Source organism: Winogradskyella sp., from assembly GCF_013213975.1.
Lineage (GTDB): Bacteria > Bacteroidota > Bacteroidia > Flavobacteriales > Flavobacteriaceae > Winogradskyella.
The window spans coordinates 1-23,461 of record NZ_JABSST010000010.1 but is presented as its reverse complement, the minus strand read 5'-3'; the positions used below and the strand labels follow the sequence as shown (position 1 = coordinate 23,461).

Sequence of the window (23,461 nt, the reverse complement as noted above, 5' to 3'; positions counted from 1 at the left end):
TTTTAAGATATAATCAGTCCGACTTAGTTTACTCGGACGTTTAAAACACCACTATTTTTCATTTTTGTTTGAAACTTAAAAAAACGAAAATGAAATCTATTTACTCACTCTGTTTAGTACTATTAATTAACCTGAGCCATGGCCAACAATTACCTAAAGAATTAAATCACATTGATGATGAAATTATTGAGCTAATGAAAGAATTCAAAACGGTAGGGTTATCAGTAGCCGTGGTAAAAGATGATAAAACTTTATATGCTAAAGGGTTTGGTTACCGTGACCTTAAACAAAAATTACCAGTTACAGCAAATACACTTTTTCACATTGCCTCAATGACTAAGGCATTTACAGGCGTCGTATTAGGTGTTTTAGAATCAGAAGGTCAACTATCGCTTAAGGATAAACCAGCAATGTATGTTCCAAACTTTCAGTTTTACAATGATAAGATGAACAACCTTATAACCATTGAAGATTTATTAAGCCACAGAAGTGGAATTGGGTCGCAAGGTGTTTCTCAAGAGATGTTCCCAGATGCTAATAGGCTAAAAACAGTGCAACGATTACGATATTTAAAACCTGAATCGGAAGTTAAAAATAGTTGGGATTACAGCAATATAGGCTATACGCTAGCAGGAACTATTATAGAACAAGTAACAGGAAAAAGCTGGGATACAAATATTGAAAACCGCATTTTCAAACCTCTAAAGATGAACAATTCGTGCACAACAAATCAGAAAATGAGGGAATCAAATAACTATGCTCTTGGATATGGTATGTATGAAGGAAAAATCGAGAAAGTTCCTTTTCAAAACTATTATGCTTTTGGTCCAGCTGGTGTTATCAAAAGCTCGGTTAACGATTTGTCCAACTGGATGAATGTTTGGTTAAACAAAGGGATGTTTGATGGTACCCAAGTACTACCTAAACACTATATTGATAGTGCCTCTAGACCTCAAAATATTAAATATGATGAGGAGTATACAAAAGAGTCATTCTTATTTAGTGAAGGATTTGGTTGGCGCATTAGGTCTTGGCATGGTTACTATAGATTGCGTCATGGTGGAAATACAAATGGATTTAGTTCAGTAACAGAACTATTTCCATTTGAGAATATAGGCATTGTAGTATTATGTAACCAAAGTAACTCTATAATTCCCTATATCATATCTGATATGATCTCAAGAAAGCTACTTCATCTTTCTGCCGAAGAAAGTTACCCTGTAGATGTTTCAGACATTTATAAACCCGGAGAAGACAAACCTTTTAATGAGAATATGATGCCAACTTTACCGTTGCATAAATTTGAGGGTACTTATAAAGCAGATGGCTTTGGAACCATACGGATTATTGAAAAAGAAGGAAGGCTACTGGCAATATTTCCCACGTATACCTTTAAATTAGAACATTTAAATTTCAACAACTATTATCTAAAAGGGATGAAAGATTTTAAAGAATCTTTTAATCCCGAGTTCACCGTTAAATTTGATAGTAATACTAAAGGAGATGTAGTAATCTTAAAACTATATGCTCAAAAAGCACCTATCGAATTTAATAAAGAGGAATAAACTACTCTCAATATCGTGCATAGCTCATTCTGGCAGCATTTCTAATCGGAATTCATTGCAATATTATAGCATTGGATTACTGTGTAAAAGACCATTAGGTATTTTCCGAAATAAGATATGCAGCAGCTGACGGACTCAAGTTCTTAATGTACAATAACAATATACCAAATACAATTTGGCACCGTATCTTGAATTCCCAAGCTAATAAATACGACGATTAACGCCACACTGCACCGTAGCTAATCGTATTATAGCAATAATTTGGATCAAACACCTAAAACAATTGACATCTATCCAAAGTATTGCTAACGAATTTATTATCTTTTCATTCCTAATACACAACTACGTTTAGCAGGGAGTTGTAGCTAATTATAAAAAAATGTGATTTATGAAATTTAATATTATCACAACTATTGTCGCTCTCTTTTTCTTGTCTGCAAATTGTCAATCGCAGAATAATATTGACCTTTATTTATATAAAAAAGATGGTAAAGTTGGTTTAATAAATGGAAAGGGGGAAATAATGCTTGATGCAAATTATAGCCACATAGGTAACTTTAAAGAAGGAAAAGCAGCCGTAACTATTACTGTAAGAGCAAAAAACAACTATCATAATATTCTTAACACAAAATTAGGGTATATCAATGAAGAAGGCGAAGTAGTGATTCCTTTAAAATTTCAGCATATTCCTGATGAGATAAAAGACTTTTCTGAAGGAATGGCAGTGATAAAAATCAACAATAAATATGGCTATATAAATTCCGATGGTAAAATTGTTATCCAGCCAAAATATTCACGTGCTTTTCCTTTTAGTGAAGGATATGCTGTGGTTGAATTTAATGGAGATTATTCCAACAGAGCGCTCATAGACAAAAATGGTAAAGTAGTTTTTAGGTTTCTTGAAAGATATCAAGTACAAGTAGATTCCCTGGTAAAAAGAATCTTATTGACTAATCCAATTCCTCAGCTATCAGAAGACAAGATTGCAGTTCACCGATATGATAGTAAGGGAAAAAGTATAGCTTCAGTTTTTAATAGTAAAGGTGAGATTTTGTTTACACAAGAACTGTTTGGGATAAAGTCTTACGAAGATGGCGTTGCTATCGCTACCATGAATGACTGTAGGATTGGTAATGAAAATTGCTTCTTCATTATCGATGATAAAGGAAATCGATTGACTTTAGAATCGTTTTATCCAATTTCAAGAATTAAACGCGATTGTTTTTTGGTTAGAAATGCATTAAGCGGTCATCAAAAGATTATAGATAGAAATGGAAATATCTTAACACCATCAATAGAGGACGGTGTAAAAATTAGTGTAAATGATCTAAAGAATTCATCCGATCTAATAAGGGTTAGGAAAAATGGTATGAATGGGTATATAAATGAATCTGGTGAATTAGTCATTGACTTTCTTTATGTGAAGGCAACTTCGTTTTCCGAGGGAATGGCTTTTGTGGGAAAACTGGATCATACAGTTTTATGTATTGACAAAGCGGGCAATATTGTCTTTGAGATTGATGCCAAATACTATGCTGATTGGAGCTTCCCTTTCTCTTATGTGTCTTTCCCATTTGGAGTATTCCAAAATGGCCTTGCAACAATACAAATGACCATTGATGGAAAAAGCAATATTGTTCATGTAGATAAAACTGGTAAGTTTTTAGTAATTAATGAAAAGTAAGCACACTAAAAAAATATCAAACCGAAAATAAAAGAAAAATGAAAGAACTTATTCTGTATTCAGGTTTTGCTGGTATTACTATTTTTCTCGGCGGACTTTTAGCAAATTATTTTAATCATCACATAAAAGAAAGCCCTATTAAGTATGAAATTACCCATACATTAATGTCTTTTGGAGCAGGAATAATTTTATCAGCATTAGCATTGGTTCTAATACCGAAAGGTTTAGAAGAGTTGGAACTTTTACCTTTCGCTTTTTCATTTCTGTTTGGAGCATTGTTATTTTTGTTTCTTGACCAATATTTAGCTAAAAAGGGAAGCCAAACAGCCACACTTCTTGCTATGTTGATGGATTTTATACCTGAATCCATTGCTCTAGGGGCCGTATTCGCTATTGAGCCGAAAATGGCAACAGTGTTAGGGGTTTTTATTGGATTACAAAATTTACCAGAAGCGTTTAACGCTTTTAGAGATCTAGTCCAAAGCGGATTTTCAGTCAAAAAAACGCTGATTATATTTTTCTTTCTTAGCTTTTTGGGAATTACAGGAGCACTCATTGGACATTATCTCTTAAGTGATTATCCTGATTTGACAGCTCATTTAATGACCTTTGCGAGCGGAGGTATATTGTACTTGCTCATTCAAGATATTATACCTGAAAGTAAGCTAGAAAAGAAATACCTGACTTCTTTAGGAGCGATTATTGGTTTTTTAGTGGGAGTTATAAGTGAAAAATTAATATAACAACTACCTGCTATTTTAAATTATAAATAGCGGATTTTGTTTGGTTTTGAGCAGTATCTCTTGCTTGGATATTAGTGATGCTTCGGAAAGAAATCGCACACACTCCCCTACCATAAGATAACATACACCCTTAAAATGTGTATATGCAGCTGAAGCTTACTTTTAAACACCTGTTATACAAGTGATAAATCACTTAAAACAAACGATAAAGGTTAATAGCAAACCATTAGCGATTCGTGTAGATCATAAGCTAGATTTCCCTTCTAAATCATTTGTACAATTCGCGAAATAAATTCAACATACATCAAGCATATCTAAACAAAAACACGACGACCAAGTGAGTGTCTAGTACAGATTAATAAAACGTTTACAGAACATGTATTGGATGTTTACGTAATTAGAAATTTAGATGTGGTAAGAGCACAAGCACCGCTTTTCAGATAAGATGATAAGTAGGCTACCCTCTCAAGTCATTAGGATGAAAAAATCGAAATAAGTTTTGAGGGGTTCTATTTGTAGCCATTGTACTTTATGCAATCATATGCTACAATACAATCCCTAACTATTGCCTCTACAGCATTTGTTCTCACGATTACTGAAAATTTAAAATCCTGTGTTAAGAGAGAAAAGTAAGCACAAAACAATTCTTAATAGAAAAATGCTAATGATTAAAGCTTTTATAAAAATACTTGATTTATTTTTATATTTAAGTCTTTATTCCATATTAATAAATATATAACACCTGCCATCTAGATGATTAAACTCTTCAGAAACAACCGAAGAAAATTTCTTTCTGAAAATAAATTTAGCAAGTACCTCGCCTACGCCATAGGTGAAATTTTTTTAGTTGTAGTTGGAATCCTCATTGCAATTTGGATTAATAGTAAGAATCAAGAAAAAATTAACGAGAAAAAAGCAGAGGTCATTCTAATGGAAATTCAAAAGGATTTGAAAAAAGACATTGAATCATCTACTGCAGTTGTTAATACCTTTATTAACTATGACTCAATTGCTAGGTTATTATTATGGGATAAGCTTACTACCAATGAAATGTTCGGTATCTCAAATAAAATGAAACCTTACGAGATTGTATATAAAATGCTAACTTTCAAAATATCTGATAATGGTTATGTTAATTATAATAGAAACCTCAATAACATACCGACGAAATACAACTCTATTACAAATAAGTTAAAATACCTGTACGATACAAGAGGAGTAGAACTGAACGTTGCTAATGAGAGAGTAAGATCGATTGTATTCGAAAATATAGATAAGGTCAATACATTTGATTGGAGTGTACAGACCATAAAAACGGGGTTTCCAGAGGAAGGAAAACACTATTATGCAAAGAATTTGGAGTTTAAAAAGCAATTAATAACGTATATGAATGGAATTGGTAATGTTTTTCTTACGACTGAAATTTACAAATTAGAAGCTATTACTCTACACAACGAAATTTCGAAAATTCTGAATACTGATGACTACATATCCTATCCTCCAAGTTTCAACTCTTCTCCGAATGCTTCAAACGAAAAGCATATTCTTGGAAAGTACAAATTGAAGGAAACAGTGAGTGAAATTTTCCCATCAACTATTGAGCTCAGGGAAGTTGAAAACAAATTACAGTTTTTTAGAGAAGGCTTGCCTGAATTTAGATATTATTGGAACGGTAAAACCACTTTTTTAAATATGATTGATCAACAAGGACTAGTCTTAACTTATATAAGATTTAATAAATCAAAAAATAGCGAGTTTTTTGTATCAGGTGGCAAAAGCGCTTATGCTTACTATACCAAAGTGAGTGACTAATACTATTTTAAGTTGGACTATTAATTGACAATAACAATCAAAAAATCACAGAAATAAAACGAGCTGACGATAAAACTAATTACTAATAAAGTATAGCAACATCATCAATAATGCGTCTCTATTTAGTATCACTTAACAGAAGGTCAATACAACTTTTTATCTATAATTTATAAACTAAATTCAGTACAAAACTATAAAAGCTATTTATAACACTACTCCTTGTCAGTAGTTAATCAAATAAAACAGTGTTTTTATGCATTGGAACGCACTAGGAGATAATTTATAGATCTAAAAATCAACTTTATTTCAATTTTTGAAAATTTAGAAAATGAAGCAGTTTTATTTAAAACTTTTAGAGGGAAAAAAAATACAGCAATGTTGGTGGGAATTCGTTCCTTTGGATACGGATGGTTCTGACGAGATACTTTTAGAGTATATGAATATCGGTGAGTTTTGCCTTGAAATCGGCAATTCATTTACAATTGAGGGCACAGAATATTTGGAAAATACCGAAGGCTTAACAATCGAAAAAACTGAAGAGACAAAAGATGACATTATCATTCACATTACAACAGGCATTAAAGTTAAAATAGATATGCGTATTGGAAGTTACAAAGCCATAACATTACGACTATATGGGCCAGACAACTTTTTCGTGTTATGGAATATGAAATACGCAATTCAATGGCCAGAAAATGAACAATATTTAAATTCATTTTAAACCCATGACTTTAATTCCCTTCATATGAGTATAAATTACAACTTTGTTAACCGCACCAGGGAGGGCAGTATGGTCTATTGCCTCACTTGTTTAAACTACAGTATTTCCATGTACTTTGAAAGTACAAAAGATAATCTAATATACTTAAATCTTATCTCCTTTGATGGATTTGGAGCCTACCTAGTCTATGGCAGAATATATGTATTAAGTGAGAACGATTCCAGAGCATTCCTTAATGAAATTGCATCCGAATGTCTAAATCAAGAAGTAATGACGCAATTAGTAAAAAAGTCTATTCTTATGAATAAAGAGCAATTCGATAAAGCGGCATTACGTAAGTATGGCTTTATATAGCTGCAAAGGACAGATCCTAAAAACAATCATCAACACAGATTTTTTTTGATTAGCTCTAGGTCGAGCACCTCAAACAAATTCCACCTGAGTTTAAAATTCACAATCGATAATAGTTCTAATATAGTTTCCTAACGCCTTAGTTAGGTCCACCTGTGCTTTGACTTGCTCTAAAATCGCAGAAAAAGTTATATTTGATAGGCAAGTAGACACTATGAATTACATAAGTAGATTAGGGTTATTGGAATTTACTAGAGTTTTCAAAATGAAACTTCACTCAATAACTTTTTCAGACAGTTGGCAAATAGAATGGCATAATTTCACAGAAGATTACACATGTATAGTTTGTGATGCCATTGAAAAAGAAACTCTATTACTCATTTAGAATAAATGTAACACGAGATTTATTGAGATTAACTGTTAAATGAAAAATCGTAATTTGTTCTCAAAATAATGAATATACCATTAGCTTGCGATTAATAAAGAGATGATTCATTTGATTATTATGATTGGAAAAATTTTGAAATTAATTTTAAATATTAAAAAATAAAACGAGTACGATAACAGCTAAAGTATATAAAACTACAGTTTAGCAGGGCGATTGGCAACAAGCATACAAGTAATGATAAATAAAAAAGAAAAAACAAACAAAGGAAAAGCAATCGGAATAGTAGTTCTAATGGCTGCTTTCACATTGTCTTATTATGGAGTTCAAAATCTTTTTAAAAAAGATTTAGAGGCTGAATTAAAAAATGCTGCATTGGAATTGAATAAGGAAACTCCTATTCAGGTTGATCAATATACAAGATTAGACAGTGCTTCAACGATTGGAAAAACAAATTTAATCTACTATTATACGCTTCTCGAAACAGAGAAATCTGAAGTGAATCTAGATACAGTACATAAATATTTGCGTCCAAGTATTATTGAGAATGTGAAGAATAGTCCTCAATTAAAAGTTTACAGGAATAATAATATTACCTTAGACTATAAATATTATGATAAAAATGGGGACCTTATTACTGAAATCTCAGTAACCCCTGAGCTATATAAAAAATAAGAAGCCAGTTTTTAATAATGCATAGCCCAATTGCGGCTGAATCTTTCATTAAAAACTCAAAATTTATTTTATGTTTTAGATTAGAAGATAAATAGGGACTTTAAAGTCCTTAACTTACCGTTATAACAGACCAACCATACCACATTCGCCGAAGGCAGAACTGTAATTTGCGCTGCGACCCAGACAAGGCATCTTAAAGCAGATGAGTTGCTATCCGAAGGATTAAATGATATTACTATAAAAGTTGTAAATAAGAATAAAAGGGATTAGAGCCTAAACCTGTAACAACGACCATTAAATACAATTTTGTCCGGATTCTAGAATTACCAATCTATTAAATCCACCGATTAATGGTGACTAAGCCACCCAATCGTGTAGCAATAATTTGACTCAAATTCCTAAAATATTTGATATCTATCCAGATCATTGCTGACGAATTTATTATCTTTTCATAAACAATACGCAACTGTGTATAGCAAGGCGTTATAAACAATACAAAATAAAATGAATAAGCCATCAATAATTATAGTTCTACTATCGATTATAGTTTTCAGTTGTAAAGAAGAAATAAAAGCACCTTTTTCTATAATCGAAGTTAATATAACTAATCAACAAGCACTGGACAGCTTAATTATATATGATAAAGAACGGTCATGGGAGGTCAAGACGACTATTAGATTTAATGAATCTCGAAGTGTTAAGGACACTATGAATATTTTAGAAAATAAAATTTATAAAATTTACTCATTTTCAAATGGTAAACAGGGAGAATTGGGAGAGTTATTCATTTCATCAAACAGCATTATTGGAATGTCAATAGACGAGAACAAACTTTTCGAATCCCTAACTTATACCGGCAGTTTTAAAGTGCCTAATAATTTTTTAGCGTATTCTAAAAAACACCAAAACGAATTATCTAATATAGTCCGAAATGGTATTGAACAAAAAGAACTTGATATTCTGATTCAAGAAAAAGGTGACTTAATCAATAAAAAAGGGATTTCACTAAATATAGTTGACAGTTTAAGTACGTATGTCAAAGTAGAGTTTGATAAATTCTCTGATATTCTCAAGCAGAAAAATGCAAAATACTTATATAAATCTTCGTTAGTAAATGAAATAGGGAACAACTTTTCGTTCACAGACATCTACAATAATAAAGTTTCATTGAAAGATTTTTATGGTAAATATCTTTATATTGATGTTTGGGCTACCTGGTGTAAACCATGTAAAGTAGAATACGCGTTTCTAAAACAACTTGAAGAACACTTCTCCAATAATGATCAACTTCAAATTATCTCAATTAGCACTGATCGAGAATTTGATAAATGGCAGAAGTATATTACCAAAAATTCGATGAAAGGAAAACAACTTTATTCTGGTACAAATTCGGATTTTGTAAAATTCTATGATATTGGAGCTCTACCGAGGTTTATATTTTTAGATAAAGAAGGGAAAGTAATAAGTCCAGAAGAATTAAGACCATCAAATCCTAAATTATTAAAAAAGCTAGATTCTACTCTTTATATCAATGGTTATAAGTAATTACCTGTTATCGCCTACTTTCATAATACCTACAGAAACTCCAACTTGGTCTGTACTTACAAAATTTAGTGCTAACCCTCGTAACTGTTCATAACCAAAACCCTTAGAGCACATTCAGCTAAAGCTGACTTATGTTGCTATATTATACGAACTCTAAACTCATAAATAAATGTGTGCTTACCCCCTGCACATTGATGCTTTTGTACAAATAAAATTTTTAAACTAAAAATTTAGTTACAACTAAATTTTTAGTTAAATTTGAATCTATTCAATCATATAAAACATGAAAATCTTAAGTATAATCTTTTGGGTTTTAATAACAACTTCACTGTTTTCACAAACAAGAACACACGATACAACACCAACCAAATACCAGTTAGATTCATTAAAAACCGAATTAGGTACCTTATTCATGAAAGACCAAACTTTCAGACGTATCTTTAAAGAAGCGGAAAAAAAACTTGGGAAAGAATCGGAAGCCTATGCGTACTTTTGGGAAGTGGTTGAAGCCCAAGATAAAATTATTGAAAAAGACGTCTCTAATATTATAGATAAATACGGTTGGTTAGGAATTTCTCAGATTGGAAGATTGGCTAATACAACGCTATGGGTTGTTATACAACACGGAAGTGTTACTACAAAAGAAAAATACGCACCATTATTAAAAGCTTCCGTTCTAAAAGGAGAATCACAAGGAATACATTATGCCAGATTAATTGATAGAATGCTAATTAATTCAAATCAACCACAACTATACGGTACACAATATACTTATGACAATCCACCTGTTTTTTTTGACATAGAAGAACCTGAATTAATCAATCAAAGAAGACAAGAATTGGGATTAAATTCCATACAAGAATATGCGCAATCAATAAACATTGTATGGACTGTAAAACAAAAACAATGAAAATAATAACACTACTACTATGTCTTGTGATTAGTATTTCGTCCTTTGCTCAAAACACTAAATATTTTAGGCACTTAAGATACAATCACATTTCACCGTTTATAGAAATTACAGGAGTTCACGCTATAGATAGCACTACTGCTAGCAAGACTTCTCACTATATATTTAAATTTGATACAATAGGTAGAATAGCTGAAATAATCAATAATCATTATCACACAGAAAAAGTACACCCATTAGCTTCGCTAGGCACTTATAAGGTTATTTTTACCTATAAAGAAAACAAAGAAATTAGAACATTTTATGATCCCAATAATAGAAGAATTACAAATGATAGAAATGTATATAAAGAAATCTACCTAACGGATAATAACAATGTAAAAAAACAACTTAACTTTTATGATTTAAATGATAAGCCTATAGAATCTAATTGGAAAATCGCAGAATATAAATGGCAACAAACAGAAAAATACATAGTAGAAAAAAGATATAATTTACAAAAAGAGTTAGTGAATTTATCACCTTATTTTGAGTTTGGCATTACAGGAATTATCATTGACACAAATGGGGTACCACAGGGACATTATAACTTGAATGAAAAATTAGAAATCATTGATAATTACTATGGTACTGCTTCCTATCAAGACACTTATGATAATTCAGGAAATCATATAAAATACACCTATCACAATAAGAATAATGAACTTGTAATGAATCAATGGAATTACGCTATTGGCGAAAAGATATATGATAATCTGGGTAATAACGTTCAACTCAATCTTTACGACACCAAAAATAAAATCGTTGATGCGCGCTATATATATTCTAATGTTTCTATAACAGAAAGTCCAATTGCTACTAAAAAAGATTCGGTAGAGATAAAGAAAATATCTCTTGGTTATCTTGAAGCCTTACAGCAACTAAAACCAGAATTAATGGATAAGGTTTTAAATGATAATTTAAACAAAATAACTATTGGTTATGATAGAAACGAAATGAAGCAAATTGGAAGAGCTACAACTAAAGCCCAAATGATAGAATTTGCAAAAACCTGGAATAAAACTGGCACTAGATTTCCTTTTAACCCAGAAAACAAAATTAAAATTTTAGATATTTACAATAGAATAGCAACAATTAAATTGATTTCTGATAACTGGATTGAATATCTACAATTAATAAAATTAGACGGTAATTGGGAAATAATGAATTTAATCTGGCAATATAGAGATATAAAAATGTATAAGGAATAAATAACTATTGTCAACAATTGCCATAAGTAAGAAGGAAAAAATATGAAGACATATAAAGGAATTGATACTTCATATGGCCTCTCAATGAATAAGGCATTGGGAATGTTATACCCAAAAGAGCAAAGGGTATATAACGATCCCTTCACAGAAAAAATATTATCTGGCTTTAGTAAATATTTTATTAGACTCTTGCATATTCGTTTTATCCATAGAGTCGTTACAAATTTTTATGAAAAAAAATATCCTGGAATGCTAGGCTACTTTTTTTGCCGTTTCAGATACTACGATGATGTTGTAAAGGAATGTCTTCAAAACAATGAAATAGATATAATCATTAACATCGGAGCCGGAATGGATTGTAGACCCCATTATATTGAAGGGATAAACACGCTTCATTATTATGAAATTGACCACCCAACAGTAATAGAGAAAAAAAAAGAAAAGATTAAAAAGGTATTAGGTCAACTGCCTGAATTTATTACTTATGTTGGAATTGATTTTAATAATCAGAGTATTGAAGAGGCTCTTCTGCAAAAAGGATACAACCTAAATTCGAAAACATTATTCATTTTGGAAAGCGTTTCGGCTTATCTTATAACAGAAGCAAATGAAGCCATTTTTAGTTTTGTTTCCAAAGCCACTTCTAAGAGTAAATTTGTATTCTCTTACGTAACTAAAGATTTTATGAGCGGTAACAATTTAAATCATAAAACTTTGGAGTTTCTTCACAGAAGAATAATAGTTAAAAAAGAATTAGAATTAAAGCATTGCTTTGAGCAAAGTAAAATTGAGAAATACCTTCAAAATTTCTCAATGTCCACCATTGAGCATATTGGTGCAAATGAATTTAAAGAAAGATATATACAACCGATAGACCTGAGGATGGATGTTGTAGAAATGGAAAGATTTATACTAGCTGAGATAAATTAGAAACTGTACTTAATACTATATAAATTGCATTAAAACGCATTTTATTCTAAACGATGATATACACATCCCTTAGACGTAAACTTTAATTAGTATTGCTAAGCAGACAATGCATCTTAAAGTAGATGTGTTATCAGCTAAAGGATTGCAAAGCATTTGATCAATCATTTTTGTAGAATAAACTGACTATACTTTATCTCATTTTTAAAATTAAATGTAACATTTTTTGATTTCCACATCTAAAGAAAAACTAAAACCTAAAAACAATGAAAAATGTTATTTTATTATTAGTCTCATTTGCATTCTCACTGTCAATTTACGCAAAGAATGAAAGTCAGCCTGTCTATGTAGAAGTTACAGGAAAAGGAAAACCTATAGTATTAATTCCTGGTTTTACAGTTCCCGGAAACATTTGGAATCCATTAATAAAAAATCTAGAAAAAAATTACGAATGTCACATAGTCACTTTAGCAGGTTTTGGGGGAAAAGAACCCATATCATTTCCTTGGTTACCAAAAGTGAATGAGTCACTAAAAAACTATATCTTAAAAAACAATTTACAAAACGCTACAATAATTGGGCATAGTTTAGGTGGAACAATTGCAACTTGGCTTTCTGTTCAAAAGGATTTAAAACTTTCTGAAATCATACTAATTGATGCTCTTCCTGCGTCTGGTGCATTGATGATTCCAGATTTTGACCCTAAAAACTTAGCATATGAAAGCCCATATAATAATCAACAATTAGCAATGGATGATATAACCTTTGAGCAAACCGCTACTGCGATGTCGAAAGGAATGAGTACCATTAAATCCGAACAAGAGAGAATTAAAAATTGGATATTAGAAGCTGACCGACAAACCTATGTTTATGGGTATACCGATTATCTTAAATTAGACCTCAGGGAAGATTTGAAAAATATTTCGATTCCTGTGACAATAATTGCAGCGTCAAAACCCTATGGTGAAGAAATGGTCAAACAAACCTATAAACGTCAATACGCAAATTTAAAAGACTACGAGTTTATTATAGCACAAGATAGTGCTCATTTTATAATGTTAGACAAACCTGATTGGTTTTTAGAACAAATACAAATGATTTTATCATCTAACAAATGATTACAGAACAAGAATTTACCAATATTTATAATTTATATGCTTCTAAAGTACATAGGTTATGTTTAGGCTATGCATCAGGTAATAATGACCTTTCCAATGAATGGCTTCAGGAAACCTTTATAAAAGTTTGGAAACATAGAAATTCATTTAAAGGTAAGTCTTCTATTGACACTTGGATTTATAGAATTGCAGTAAATGTATGTTTAGGCGATTTACGTAAATCTAGCAAAAGCATAGCTATAACTGAAGACTTATTGTCAAATAGCAGCAATGATGACAAGAAAGATGATGATGAAAAAAATATCCAAAAAATGTATCACTGTATTGATCAACTAAATGAGCAAAATAGAGCATTAATATTATTAGAACTAGAAAACATACCACAAGCTACTATTGCAGATACCGTTGGTTTGGCACATGGAACATTACGAACACGGTTGAGTCGTATTCGAAAATCACTTTTAAAATGTATCAAAAATGGAAAACGACAACTTAAATAGATTATGGGAAGTGCAAGCTAATGGTAGCTTAATTAGCCCCAAAGAAATAATTAGAAAAGCAAAAAAACAACGCAACGGACAATATACTAGCATCACAGTTATGACCTTAACAGTGGTTATATTAATTATTTATACTTTTTATTGTGCATTCAATCAATTAAACACCTTTAATTTAGGTTTAATTCTTATGACTTCAAGTCTTACATTTCGAATTATCATAGAGTTCTATTCGTTGTATCGTAAAGAAAAACAGCTTATTTCAATGACTCAAAAAACATACTACGCCTATCTAAAAAAGTATTACAAAACTCGACAAATAATAAACTATGCTATAACACCAATCTGTATTACAGTATACATCATTGGATTTTACTTGCTACTACCTTACTTTAAGGAATACTTTTCACAAACATTTTATAATTACATTATAATTTCAGGTGTTCTTTCACTTACTGTCATTATTTCTATCATTGTTCATAGTATAATCAAAGAACAACGATTTTTAAACCAATTGAATACATGACAATAACTACCGATTTGAGTAAAAAACGTTCATATTCTCATACCTTCCCAAACATTGATATTGTGTTAAGAATACAATGAGCGATAATTAATGGCCATAAATTTCTTCCAAATTTTACATATGCTATTCCCATCACAAGACCTATTATTCCAACAGTAATTGACCTTTCTGATATATCATAAGAATGTCTAAATCCAAAAATCATTGATTGTAAGAGAACAGCAATTGTAGTAGCAAATGAAGTTTTGGAAAACAAGCGCTCAAACCAATTGATTAAAAAACCTCTATCCAAGAGTTCTTCTAATGTTGATTGAAGCAATATGAATGGGATAATTGTAAAAAAATGAATCCAATTTCCTTTTAAATCTCCAAATTTAGATACTGCGTCTTGTGAGGAAGTATCTGGTGCTAAATTAAAAGGTAGCAAGTTTTGAATTTGCTTAAATACAATAATTAGTATCGGAATTGCTATTAATATTCCGCAAGTGACCAATACAGATTTTAATAGATTGTCTGGTTTTTGCAATCCTAAATCTCTCCATGTGATGTTCCGAACTTTCATTCTCCACAATGCAACTATTAATGTTGAGAACGACCACATTAATCCATTTGCTATAAATGGAAGTTTAGAAAAGTAAATCTCCCTTATCAAAAACATTACTGCGAGGTAAAGTATTATATCAAAAAGAAATCCTTTATATTTTGATTGTTGAGATATTAGTCCTGAATTCATCGCATCCTTTTAATTTTCAATAGGACGATCTAAAATTATATTAGGTTACATTTATCGATGAAATTTCTTCAAAATACACGCCAAAACTATAGCCAACACAATCTATCACCTTATATTAAAAATCCGATTGTTAGAACCTCACCTTAGCGTGGGCTAATCAATCATTATTGATTTAAAACAAATCCTAAAAATATTTGATATTGGGCCAAATCATTACTAACGCCTTTATTATCTTTTTATTGGTAATACACAACTGCGTTTAGTAGGGCGTGTAAGCTAATTTCATTTGCGCTTTTTTTTAACTTTTAATAAGGATAAAACTGAAAAACAATAAGGGCAATACATCGAGAAACTTCAGAACTATTAGTTAGATACTTTAAGTGTTTTGTGTCCCAAAGTGTGTTCTAAATCGTGTACTAATTCGTGTACTCTTTGTAAAAGTAAAAAAATAGAAGACATAAAAAAACGGATTGTGAGTACACAATCCGTTGATTTTATTGACATTTGTCTTAGTAGCGGGAACTGGACTCGAACCAGTGACCTTCGGGTTATGAGCCCGACGAGCTACCTACTGCTCTATCCCGCGTTATTGGACAGCAAATATACAACGCTTTTTAATTTTAGCAAGCATTATTATAAAAAAATAGTGTTCAAAAAACTCGAACACTATCGCTTATAATCAATATGAATAAAACTATAAAATTCTAATCGTTATCATCTTCATCATCCTCCTCAGTATCTAAAGTGGCTAAAGCTCCTTTTGTATTAACTTCATCTAAATCAAAATCCACAATATTTGGAAGCTCATTCTTTAAAAATGCAAAATTTCCTTTAAAACCATTATTACTTAAAAGAAGCGTTTTTAAGTTTGTTAACTGTGCCATCTCACCTGGTAAATTTCCATAAAATGCATTGTTAGATAATACCAACTCTTCTAGTTCTGCCAATTGGCCAATAGAAGGTGGAATTGTGCCTAGAAGGCTATTATCAAAAAGACTTAATACTTTTAAAGCCTTTAAATTTGAAAGCGATGACGGTAATCTTCCCGTTAACTGGTTACTACTTAAAATTAAGGTTTCAAGTTTCTCTAAATCACCAATTGACGTTGGGATTTCTCCTTCAAAATTGTTATTGAACATCTCTAGAGATCTCAAATTAGACATTTTACCTATATCTGATGGTATAGATCCACTGATATTATTTGAAAAAAGTTTTAATTCTTCTAAGCCAGACATCGAGGTTATTGAACTTGGTAGTTCACCTTGCAATCTATTGAATGATAGGTTTAAAACTTTTAAACTTTTTAAATTAGATATCTCTTCAGGTAATTGACCATTAAGATTGTTGAATGTTAAGCTAATGGCTACAACATGATCATTTTCAGTAGTTATTCCAAACCATTCTGAAACAGGTTGTTCTAAATCCCATGAGGTATTCCAAGACTCACCGTTAGTCGCATTATATAGGGCTAGCAGTGCGTCCCTTTCTCCTTGGGATACGTCGGCAAATGTAAAGGCAGAAAGCAAGCAACATAATAAAGTTAATTTTAATGTTTTCATAATAGCAGATTTTTGTGGAGGGGCACATAACCAATCTAAATTAGACACATTTCCTTTAAAGTGCAAATTTTTTCGATGAAATACACTTCCGAAAATACTAAAGCACTGATTTAATGAATATTATGTTTTTTCTATTGTTCTAAGTTTTCTGCACAAAAAGAGGTGATTTCTCGGTTCTCAGAAGTGACTGAAATTTGGATTGGGTTGCAACAAATTTCACAATCCTCCACATAGTTTTGGCTTGATTGTGAGGTGTCTACAAGCATGGATATCTGTTCCCAGCAATACGGACATTGAAAGAAATATTCATCCATTAGTTTAAATTTTCTATTTGTGCTTGCATACTCTCCCAATCGGCCATTAATTGATCTAAACTTGTTTTTTTTGATTGGTATTTGTCAAAAAACATTGGATCTGAAACCGTCTCATCATAATTTGTTGCTAAAGCCACATCATCGTTTTTTATATCCTTTTCGAGTTGGTTAATTTTAGCTTCAATATTACTGAGCTTATTATTTAATGACTTGAGTTTTTTCTGATCTTCGTAGCTCTTTTTATTAGCATTTGTTCTTACTTCCTTAGCTACAACAGTTCGCTTTTCTGCTTCACGAAGACTTTCTAAATTTCGTTGTTCTAAGTAAAAATCAATATCCCCTAGGTACTCTTTGATAGTCATATCCTTAAACTCATAAATTGTACTCGCCAAGCCTTGAAGAAAATCCCTATCGTGAGATACCAAAATAAGTGTACCGTCGAATTTTCTTAGGGCTTCTTTTAATACGTTTTTGGATTTAATATCCAAATGATTCGTAGGCTCATCCATAATCAAGACATTTAAAGGCTGAAGTAAAAGTTTTGCGAGGGCCAATCTGTTTCGCTCGCCACCAGACAAAACTTTAACGTACTTCTCTACCTCTTCACCTCTAAACAGAAAAGATCCTAGTATATCTCTAACCTTGCTGCGATTGGTCTCATTAGCAGCATCAATCATCGTATCTAAAACAGTTTTATTACCATCGAGGTACTCAGCTTGATTTTGAGCAAAATATCCTATTTGAACATTATGGCCCAACTTAAGATTACCCTGATGCTCTAACTCACCAACTATTATCTTTGCCAATGTTGATTTACCTTGACCATTCTGACCAACAAAGGCCGTTTTGGTATCTCTAGCAATGGTGAGATCTACACGATTTAAAACTTGTAGCTTGCCATAGTGTTTAGAAACATTATCTAGTTCAACAACTACTTTTCCTGGAACAATTGATACTGGAAAGTTTAACGTCATAACACTATTGTCATCTTCATCTACTTCTATACGATCCATGCGGTCAAGCTTCTTAATCAACGATTGTGCCATTGTAGCCTTGGAGGCTTTAGCTCTAAATTTTTCAATGAGTCGTTCGGTCTGTTGTATCTGTTTTTCTTGATTTTTTTGTGCTGCTAACTGCTGTACTTTAATTTCCTTTCTCAATTCAAGGAACTTTGTATAAGGCTTGTTATAGTCATAAATTCGGCCAAGCGAAATTTCTATTGTCCGATTTGTAACATTATCTAAAAACATTTTATCATGTGATACAATGACTACAGCACCACTATAACTATTTAGAAAATTTTCTAACCAAATAATAGATTCAATATCCAATTGGTTAGTAGGCTCATCTAAAAGCAATAAATCGTTATTTTGAAGTAAAAGCTTTGCTAACTCAATACGCATTCTCCAACCACCTGAAAAGGTATCGGTAAGTTTATCAAAATCACCTCGTTTGAATCCTAATCCTTGTAGAATCTTTTCTGTATCGCCTTGATAATTGTATCCACCTAAAATTTCATATTGATGTTGAACCTCACTTAAATCAATCATGAGTTGATTATAAGATTCACTTTCGTAATCCGTACGTTCAGTCAGCTGTTGATTGATTGACTCTAGTTTAGACTCACAAATTTTTATCTCTTTAAATGCTTCATAGGATTCTTCCAAAACTGTTTTCCCGAAATCAAAATCTATATCCTGTTTCAAAAATCCGATCTTCAAATCTTTATCTGCAGCAATCTGACCTGTATCTGGTTCTTGTTCTTTAGATAAAATTCGAAGCATGGTCGATTTTCCAGCACCATTTTTACCAATTAAGCCTATTCTGTCGCCAAAACCTAGTTTAAAAGTAATGTCTTCAAAAAGGTACTCACCTTGAAAAGAAATGGATAAATTATGGATGTTTAACATAGTATTTATAAATAGTCCAATTGCTTTTTCATTACAATTGTGATAATACATTTTTAGCGAAAACACTAACTTTATGCTTGTGTAAAAATGCAAAAGTAAAGGTTTTCGATATGATTAGAAAAGGAATGAAATTATATAGTATTCTCTTTGGTGCTTGTCCAAAATGTCATCAAGAATCTATGTATTGTAACAAGAATCCGTACGCCATCTCAGAAGTACTAAAAATGAATGATCATTGCTCTCACTGTAACACAAAATACCAAATGGAACCCTCATTTTTTTATGGATCTATGTATGTGAGTTATGGTGTTGGAATTGCCTTTGCTGTAGCTGCCTTTATTATGAGTTACATTATTTTTGAATCTTCAGCAGTCACTGCTTTCATTAGTATAGTCCTCACTATTCTTGCACTATTCCCAGTAATTATGCGCTTATCTCGAAATATTTGGATTAATATGTTTGTGCATTACGACAAAACCCTAATTAAAAAGTAAACCGATTAATATCGATCTCAGGATCAAGTGGTTTATTATGCTGAATGTAATTATAAAGTTCCTGAGCAACATAAGGTGCTATCATAACACCTCTTGTTCCTAAACCATTTAAAACGTAGAGATTAGAAAATTCAGGATGACGACCAACTAGTGGTCTTCGGTCTTTCACTGTTGGCCTAATACCTGCAAGATGTTCTATAACTTCAAAATCACACTTTACAAAGGACTTTAATTTAGTCGTTAATTCTTCTTCACCTGTTTGAGTTGGACGATTTGATTTATCTCTCCAATTGTATGTAGATCCAACCGTGTATAAATCATTACCTAACGGAATCACAAATACAGAAGACTTAATAGCCTGAGTTAATTTTAAGGCTTTTGATCTAATGGTCAGTACTTCTCCTTTTGTTCCATTTAATGGTAGACTTTTAAAGTATGGATTTTGTTTAATACCAAATCCTTCGGCAAAAACGACATTTTTGGTACTTAGATTTTCGTAATTTACCATTGATTCATCAAGTTGGAGTAAATTATAAGAAAATGTCGTATCTATCAAACAACCTTTAGCGCGTAAAAATGATTTATACTCATCTATAAGAGTTTCAGTATCCAATCTCCCTGCCTTTAAAACTTCACCAAAACCAAAAGGAGCATCAATATGAGCATTTGAATTCTTAAGTAACGTTAAAGAAAGATAGGGCTCTAATTTTGGCTTATCCGATGCATCAAACCACATATTTTGCTCTTCAACCGAAGTAAATCGTCGCAATAATTGGAGCTCATGATCAATTTTAATATTGAGATGATCTTCAATCCTCTTATAAAGTGCTTGTGCAATCTCTAATTGCTCTTTAGCTTTCCACACTTCTGAAAACCGCTTAAGGATTACTGGATTATATAATCCAGCAGCTACTAAAGATGACTTTTGCGACGTGTCATCAAACACTATAAATGAATGGTTATTTTGCCTCAGTTGCTCACAGAAAGAAATACTGGCTAAACCACAACCTACAACTATAAAATCCACTGCCTTCACTTTGCTAAATTATTAAAAAGATTTTTCCTAATAAGATATACCACAAATGAAAAGCGCCCACTGTAAGTGAGCGCTTCAATTTTATATTCTTGAGTTAATTAATAACTCCACATATCTTGTTCAAAGTTTCGAATCTTATCTTTAATTCTTTCTGACTCTAATAATTGCATTAACGCATTATCAGCGATGTACTCTTTAACTTCTCGATCACCGTAAACATTTTCTTCCTTGTAAATTAATCCGTGGAAACGGCGACTATTTAATAAGTGATCAAAAGACATTGGTGACGAACTATTTTTGTTATTAAATGCCTTTGCTTCATGTAGAATATCTCTTACTTCTGGAAAGAACACCCAAAACATAGGTATAGGTTCGCTATTTGATGAATTCTCTTCATCAATAAAATTCACATCTGGCGCCGCAGGTGCGATACCCAATATTCTATACTTTAATTCACCTTGACGCTTATCAAAATACCAAAGCCCTTTAATTAAATAAGAATTAATATCAGCTGGTGATATGGTTCTACGAATAACATATTCTTCTGGTAATTGGTCTTCACTAACTCCATTTTCATTCATATAATCAATTCCAGAATCTGTAATTCTAGTCATCGTTAAAGATGCTTCCAAATCCTCAAGCGTACGTTCTTCTGTAAAATAAGAATCCGCATAAACTTTTGGAATCATACCACTTTCCATGTTTTCTCTTAAGACTTGATACAATGATTTTCTATCATCTCCTAAGTTATCTTCTATTGGAAAATACAGCGGAAAATTAACACGCTCATCTAGCACAACTTTTTCCCAAATCATTTTAGAGAATAAGATGTCTCTATCTCCGACATAGCCGTACTCTAATGGCTGATCGTTATCTAGAAGTAATTGCGCTTCAGTCTTCATACCTATCTCTTCAGGTATTTTGGCATTAAGGATATTAGCTTGAGCAAACATGTAGTTGGTTGCTAACAAAGCCAATCCTGTATATATTACACTCTTCAATTTCATCTTATCTATTAATTTGGGTTTTTAAATTTCTATTCTTAGTTCGTTACTTCAACAACTACTGGAGAAACGTTTTTTAGTCTGTATGTATTGTTTCCTTGAATTTTTGCTTTAATATCAAAAATTGTAATGTTGTCTCCTTTACGAGCTCTTTTGATAGCAGCTTTTGCTTGTGCATTCATCTTAGTACCACCAACTGAAACTGTTGGTTGACCTGGAACTTTAATTTTAAATGACGTTGTTTGTATTGGTAAATCAAACACAAAATCATCTAATTTAGCTCCTACTGTACCAACTTCTACATTACGCTTCGGTAATTTTACAACACCTGATTGACCAGATATTATACCTGTTGGCGCAGGGATATCTTTAATTCTGAATGTTTTACTATCTGTAGCTTTAGAGCCATCGTCTAAAGTAGCTGTTACATTAATTGTCATTTCTTTACCAGTACCAGCGTTGACTACATACTTTCCTTGACCAGCAACCTTTTTTAATCCAGGACCACTAGCGCTGACTTTGTTATCAGGAACTCCGGCAAACGAAATCGTCATTGGATTAGCAACACCACGGTATACCACATTCATTTTATCTGCAGAAATTGTTGCAGAATTTGGTCTTGGTACAACTACATAGTTTCCTACAATTGGAATTTCTAAAGGCTTACCATCTTCTAAAAAGGTAAACTTTCCGTCAATTGTGTGCTCACCAACATTGCCTACATTAAAATCTAATGTTGCAGCACCAGTAGAGTCTACTGCTTCAGAAACATTAATTTGTTGACCTTGCACTGTTAATTCAGTTGGAGTCACATTAGCATACTTACCTAAAACAACTCTACCTTGAAATTTTTCTCCAGCAAAAAATGCTGACTTATCCGCTAATACAATTGCTTGGTATTTTTTAAGCGATACAGCTTCGTCAAGAGAATTTCCTAAGAATAAGTTAAATAAATTAGCTTCTGTAACCTTTACATCGTTTTGCATAGCTGTTAACTTCGTATACGACGCAATAGCTGGAAAGCCTTGGAAATGATAATTAAGATAATCTATCTTTTTACCAATTTTCTTATTCTCAACTTTTTCTAGACTAAAACGCTCATCAAAACGCTCAAGTGCCTTTTGATACTTAACGTCATTTCCTAATATCTCTCTAATCTCGTCTTTATATGCTTGAATCGTTGCTACAACCTCATCGCCCTTTTTAGTGTAACGATCACCTGTAAACCACATCTCATCTAGAATATCTGTTTTATCCATAGCCTCAAATGGTAATTCACCCGTCTCAGAGTCGATCTGGTAACCCCCTTCTCTTAAAAGGTCTTGTTTTAACGTTTCGATGTACTTGTAAAATTTATCAGATGCCGCACTGACTAAAGTAGCCTTATTTGCTGGAACAGCAAATTCAGCAGGCTTTTCCTCAGCTTTAGTGGCTAAATTGCCTAATAATGCAGTATTCTTTTCACTTGCTACTGTGTTAGAAGCTGAAAACTTAGCCTCCATCAGTCCAAAAGCGGATAGTACTTCCTTAGACATATTCATTGCCATCATCGCAATAAATACCAAGTACATTAGGTTAATCATTTTCTGCCTTGCAGATACTTTTCCTCCTGCCATTGTAATTAGTTTTAAATGTTAATTAATTAAATTGATAATTCTAAAAACTAATTAGTTTTTGTTCATTGCAGAAAGCATTCCACCAT

Annotated in this window: 22 protein-coding genes and 1 tRNA gene; 15 read left to right on the top strand and 8 right to left on the bottom strand. The window is 32.0% G+C overall.

Features of this window, described 5'->3' with window-relative positions:
- Positions 1–89 precede the first annotated feature (89 nt).
- The 14 genes from HRU49_RS02335 to HRU49_RS02270 all read left to right on the top strand — a co-directional run bounded on the left by HRU49_RS02335 (position 90) and on the right by HRU49_RS02270 (position 14,709).
- Entirely contained in the window at positions 90–1,565 is a 1,476-nt protein-coding gene (locus HRU49_RS02335; protein ID WP_296353755.1) for a serine hydrolase, read from the top strand.
- Positions 1,566–1,953: 388 nt separating this feature from the next.
- The gene (locus tag HRU49_RS02330) at positions 1,954–3,249 is read left to right on the top strand and encodes a WG repeat-containing protein (protein WP_296353753.1); all 1,296 of its coding nucleotides are present in this window, start codon (positions 1,954–1,956) and stop codon (positions 3,247–3,249) included.
- 38 nt (positions 3,250–3,287) lie between these two features.
- On the top strand, positions 3,288–3,992 hold the full coding sequence (locus HRU49_RS02325; RefSeq protein WP_296353751.1) for a ZIP family metal transporter: 705 nt from the start codon (positions 3,288–3,290) through the stop codon (positions 3,990–3,992).
- Positions 3,993–4,745: 753 nt separating this feature from the next.
- Positions 4,746–5,804 carry a hypothetical protein gene (locus tag HRU49_RS02320; protein ID WP_296353749.1) on the top strand — a complete coding sequence of 353 codons (1,059 nt, stop codon included), beginning with the start codon at positions 4,746–4,748 and terminating at the stop codon, positions 5,802–5,804.
- A gap of 328 nt (positions 5,805–6,132) precedes the next feature.
- Positions 6,133–6,525, top strand: a complete 393-nt coding sequence (locus tag HRU49_RS02315) for a hypothetical protein (protein WP_296353747.1) — start codon at positions 6,133–6,135, stop codon at positions 6,523–6,525.
- Positions 6,526–6,549: 24 nt separating this feature from the next.
- Complete coding sequence (locus tag HRU49_RS02310; protein ID WP_296353745.1) at positions 6,550–6,879, top strand: hypothetical protein; 330 nt, start codon at positions 6,550–6,552, stop codon at positions 6,877–6,879.
- Between the two features lie 598 nt (positions 6,880–7,477).
- Positions 7,478–7,936, top strand: coding sequence for a hypothetical protein (locus tag HRU49_RS02305; RefSeq protein WP_296353743.1), 459 nt, complete (start codon positions 7,478–7,480; stop codon positions 7,934–7,936).
- Positions 7,937–8,440: 504 nt separating this feature from the next.
- Positions 8,441–9,481: a TlpA disulfide reductase family protein gene (locus HRU49_RS02300; RefSeq protein WP_296353740.1), complete on the top strand. Its 1,041-nt coding sequence runs from the start codon at positions 8,441–8,443 to the stop codon at positions 9,479–9,481.
- Positions 9,482–9,764: 283 nt separating this feature from the next.
- Positions 9,765–10,391, top strand: a complete 627-nt coding sequence (locus tag HRU49_RS02295; RefSeq protein ID WP_296353738.1) for a DUF6624 domain-containing protein — start codon at positions 9,765–9,767, stop codon at positions 10,389–10,391.
- Positions 10,388–11,641 (top strand): nuclear transport factor 2 family protein, encoded by a 1,254-nt coding sequence (locus HRU49_RS02290; protein ID WP_296353736.1) that lies wholly within the window; start codon positions 10,388–10,390, stop codon positions 11,639–11,641. The genes HRU49_RS02295 and HRU49_RS02290 overlap by 4 nt, the downstream gene beginning before the upstream one ends.
- Before the next feature lie 42 nt (positions 11,642–11,683).
- Positions 11,684–12,571, top strand: coding sequence for an SAM-dependent methyltransferase (locus HRU49_RS02285; RefSeq protein ID WP_296353733.1), 888 nt, complete (start codon positions 11,684–11,686; stop codon positions 12,569–12,571).
- 263 nt (positions 12,572–12,834) lie between these two features.
- Complete coding sequence (locus HRU49_RS02280) at positions 12,835–13,686, top strand: alpha/beta hydrolase (RefSeq protein WP_296353730.1); 852 nt, start codon at positions 12,835–12,837, stop codon at positions 13,684–13,686.
- A complete protein-coding gene (locus HRU49_RS02275) occupies positions 13,683–14,186 on the top strand; it encodes an RNA polymerase sigma factor (RefSeq protein ID WP_296353728.1) in 504 nt (167 codons plus the stop codon). The genes HRU49_RS02280 and HRU49_RS02275 overlap by 4 nt, the downstream gene beginning before the upstream one ends.
- Positions 14,164–14,709 (top strand): hypothetical protein, encoded by a 546-nt coding sequence (locus HRU49_RS02270; protein ID WP_296353726.1) that lies wholly within the window; start codon positions 14,164–14,166, stop codon positions 14,707–14,709. The genes HRU49_RS02275 and HRU49_RS02270 overlap by 23 nt, the downstream gene beginning before the upstream one ends.
- A 37-nt stretch (positions 14,710–14,746) precedes the next feature.
- Here the strand turns inward: HRU49_RS02270 and HRU49_RS02265 are convergent, their stop codons facing one another.
- The 5 genes from HRU49_RS02265 to HRU49_RS02245 all read right to left on the bottom strand — a co-directional run bounded on the left by HRU49_RS02265 (position 14,747) and on the right by HRU49_RS02245 (position 19,225).
- Positions 14,747–15,442, bottom strand: a complete 696-nt coding sequence (locus tag HRU49_RS02265) for a CPBP family intramembrane glutamic endopeptidase (protein ID WP_296353724.1) — start codon at positions 15,440–15,442, stop codon at positions 14,747–14,749.
- A gap of 513 nt (positions 15,443–15,955) precedes the next feature.
- Positions 15,956–16,028, bottom strand: a tRNA-Met gene (locus tag HRU49_RS02260).
- A 118-nt stretch (positions 16,029–16,146) separates the two neighbouring features.
- Positions 16,147–17,001, bottom strand: a complete 855-nt coding sequence (locus tag HRU49_RS02255) for a Two component regulator three Y domain protein (RefSeq protein ID WP_296353721.1) — start codon at positions 16,999–17,001, stop codon at positions 16,147–16,149.
- A 131-nt stretch (positions 17,002–17,132) separates the two neighbouring features.
- Positions 17,133–17,315, bottom strand: coding sequence for a CPXCG motif-containing cysteine-rich protein (locus HRU49_RS02250; protein ID WP_296353797.1), 183 nt, complete (start codon positions 17,313–17,315; stop codon positions 17,133–17,135).
- Complete coding sequence (locus tag HRU49_RS02245) at positions 17,315–19,225, bottom strand: ABC-F family ATP-binding cassette domain-containing protein (RefSeq protein ID WP_296353795.1); 1,911 nt, start codon at positions 19,223–19,225, stop codon at positions 17,315–17,317. Before HRU49_RS02245 ends, HRU49_RS02250 begins: the two co-directional genes overlap by 1 nt.
- Positions 19,226–19,335: 110 nt before the next feature.
- On the opposite strand from HRU49_RS02245, the gene HRU49_RS02240 reads away from it, so the two are divergent.
- Positions 19,336–19,719 carry a DUF983 domain-containing protein gene (locus HRU49_RS02240; protein ID WP_296353718.1) on the top strand — a complete coding sequence of 128 codons (384 nt, stop codon included), beginning with the start codon at positions 19,336–19,338 and terminating at the stop codon, positions 19,717–19,719.
- On the opposite strand, the gene HRU49_RS02235 is transcribed toward HRU49_RS02240, so the two are convergent.
- The 3 genes from HRU49_RS02235 to gldM form a co-directional block, all read right to left on the bottom strand.
- Positions 19,709–20,755, bottom strand: coding sequence for an FAD-binding oxidoreductase (locus HRU49_RS02235; protein WP_296353716.1), 1,047 nt, complete (start codon positions 20,753–20,755; stop codon positions 19,709–19,711). The genes HRU49_RS02240 and HRU49_RS02235 overlap by 11 nt on opposite strands.
- 98 nt (positions 20,756–20,853) lie before the next feature.
- Complete coding sequence (gene gldN, locus HRU49_RS02230; RefSeq protein ID WP_296353714.1) at positions 20,854–21,762, bottom strand: gliding motility protein GldN; 909 nt, start codon at positions 21,760–21,762, stop codon at positions 20,854–20,856.
- Positions 21,763–21,797: 35 nt separating this feature from the next.
- On the bottom strand, positions 21,798–23,375 hold the full coding sequence (gene gldM / locus HRU49_RS02225) for a gliding motility protein GldM (protein WP_296353713.1): 1,578 nt from the start codon (positions 23,373–23,375) through the stop codon (positions 21,798–21,800).
- Positions 23,376–23,461: the final 86 nt, after the last annotated feature.

Excerpts from the sequence above, each read along its gene's own strand:
- HRU49_RS02250 (WP_296353797.1), bottom strand. The coding sequence starts at position 17,315 with ATGGATGAATATTTCTTTCAATGTCCGTATTGCTGGGAACAGATATCC.
- HRU49_RS02315 (WP_296353747.1), top strand. The coding sequence starts at position 6,133 with ATGAAGCAGTTTTATTTAAAACTTTTAGAGGGAAAAAAAATACAGCAA.
- HRU49_RS02240 (WP_296353718.1), top strand. The coding sequence starts at position 19,336 with ATGATTAGAAAAGGAATGAAATTATATAGTATTCTCTTTGGTGCTTGT.
- HRU49_RS02320 (WP_296353749.1), top strand. The coding sequence starts at position 4,746 with ATGATTAAACTCTTCAGAAACAACCGAAGAAAATTTCTTTCTGAAAAT.
- HRU49_RS02310 (WP_296353745.1), top strand. The coding sequence starts at position 6,550 with ATGAGTATAAATTACAACTTTGTTAACCGCACCAGGGAGGGCAGTATG.
- HRU49_RS02255 (WP_296353721.1), bottom strand. The coding sequence starts at position 17,001 with ATGAAAACATTAAAATTAACTTTATTATGTTGCTTGCTTTCTGCCTTT.
- HRU49_RS02290 (WP_296353736.1), top strand. The coding sequence starts at position 10,388 with ATGAAAATAATAACACTACTACTATGTCTTGTGATTAGTATTTCGTCC.
- HRU49_RS02300 (WP_296353740.1), top strand. The coding sequence starts at position 8,441 with ATGAATAAGCCATCAATAATTATAGTTCTACTATCGATTATAGTTTTC.
- HRU49_RS02335 (WP_296353755.1), top strand. The coding sequence starts at position 90 with ATGAAATCTATTTACTCACTCTGTTTAGTACTATTAATTAACCTGAGC.
- HRU49_RS02325 (WP_296353751.1), top strand. The coding sequence starts at position 3,288 with ATGAAAGAACTTATTCTGTATTCAGGTTTTGCTGGTATTACTATTTTT.
- gldN (WP_296353714.1), bottom strand. The coding sequence starts at position 21,762 with ATGAAATTGAAGAGTGTAATATATACAGGATTGGCTTTGTTAGCAACC.
- HRU49_RS02275 (WP_296353728.1), top strand. The coding sequence starts at position 13,683 with ATGATTACAGAACAAGAATTTACCAATATTTATAATTTATATGCTTCT.
- HRU49_RS02265 (WP_296353724.1), bottom strand. The coding sequence starts at position 15,442 with ATGAATTCAGGACTAATATCTCAACAATCAAAATATAAAGGATTTCTT.
- HRU49_RS02295 (WP_296353738.1), top strand. The coding sequence starts at position 9,765 with ATGAAAATCTTAAGTATAATCTTTTGGGTTTTAATAACAACTTCACTG.
- HRU49_RS02285 (WP_296353733.1), top strand. The coding sequence starts at position 11,684 with ATGAAGACATATAAAGGAATTGATACTTCATATGGCCTCTCAATGAAT.
- gldM (WP_296353713.1), bottom strand. The coding sequence starts at position 23,375 with ATGGCAGGAGGAAAAGTATCTGCAAGGCAGAAAATGATTAACCTAATG.
- HRU49_RS02270 (WP_296353726.1), top strand. The coding sequence starts at position 14,164 with ATGGAAAACGACAACTTAAATAGATTATGGGAAGTGCAAGCTAATGGT.
- HRU49_RS02330 (WP_296353753.1), top strand. The coding sequence starts at position 1,954 with ATGAAATTTAATATTATCACAACTATTGTCGCTCTCTTTTTCTTGTCT.
- HRU49_RS02280 (WP_296353730.1), top strand. The coding sequence starts at position 12,835 with ATGAAAAATGTTATTTTATTATTAGTCTCATTTGCATTCTCACTGTCA.
- HRU49_RS02245 (WP_296353795.1), bottom strand. The coding sequence starts at position 19,225 with ATGTTAAACATCCATAATTTATCCATTTCTTTTCAAGGTGAGTACCTT.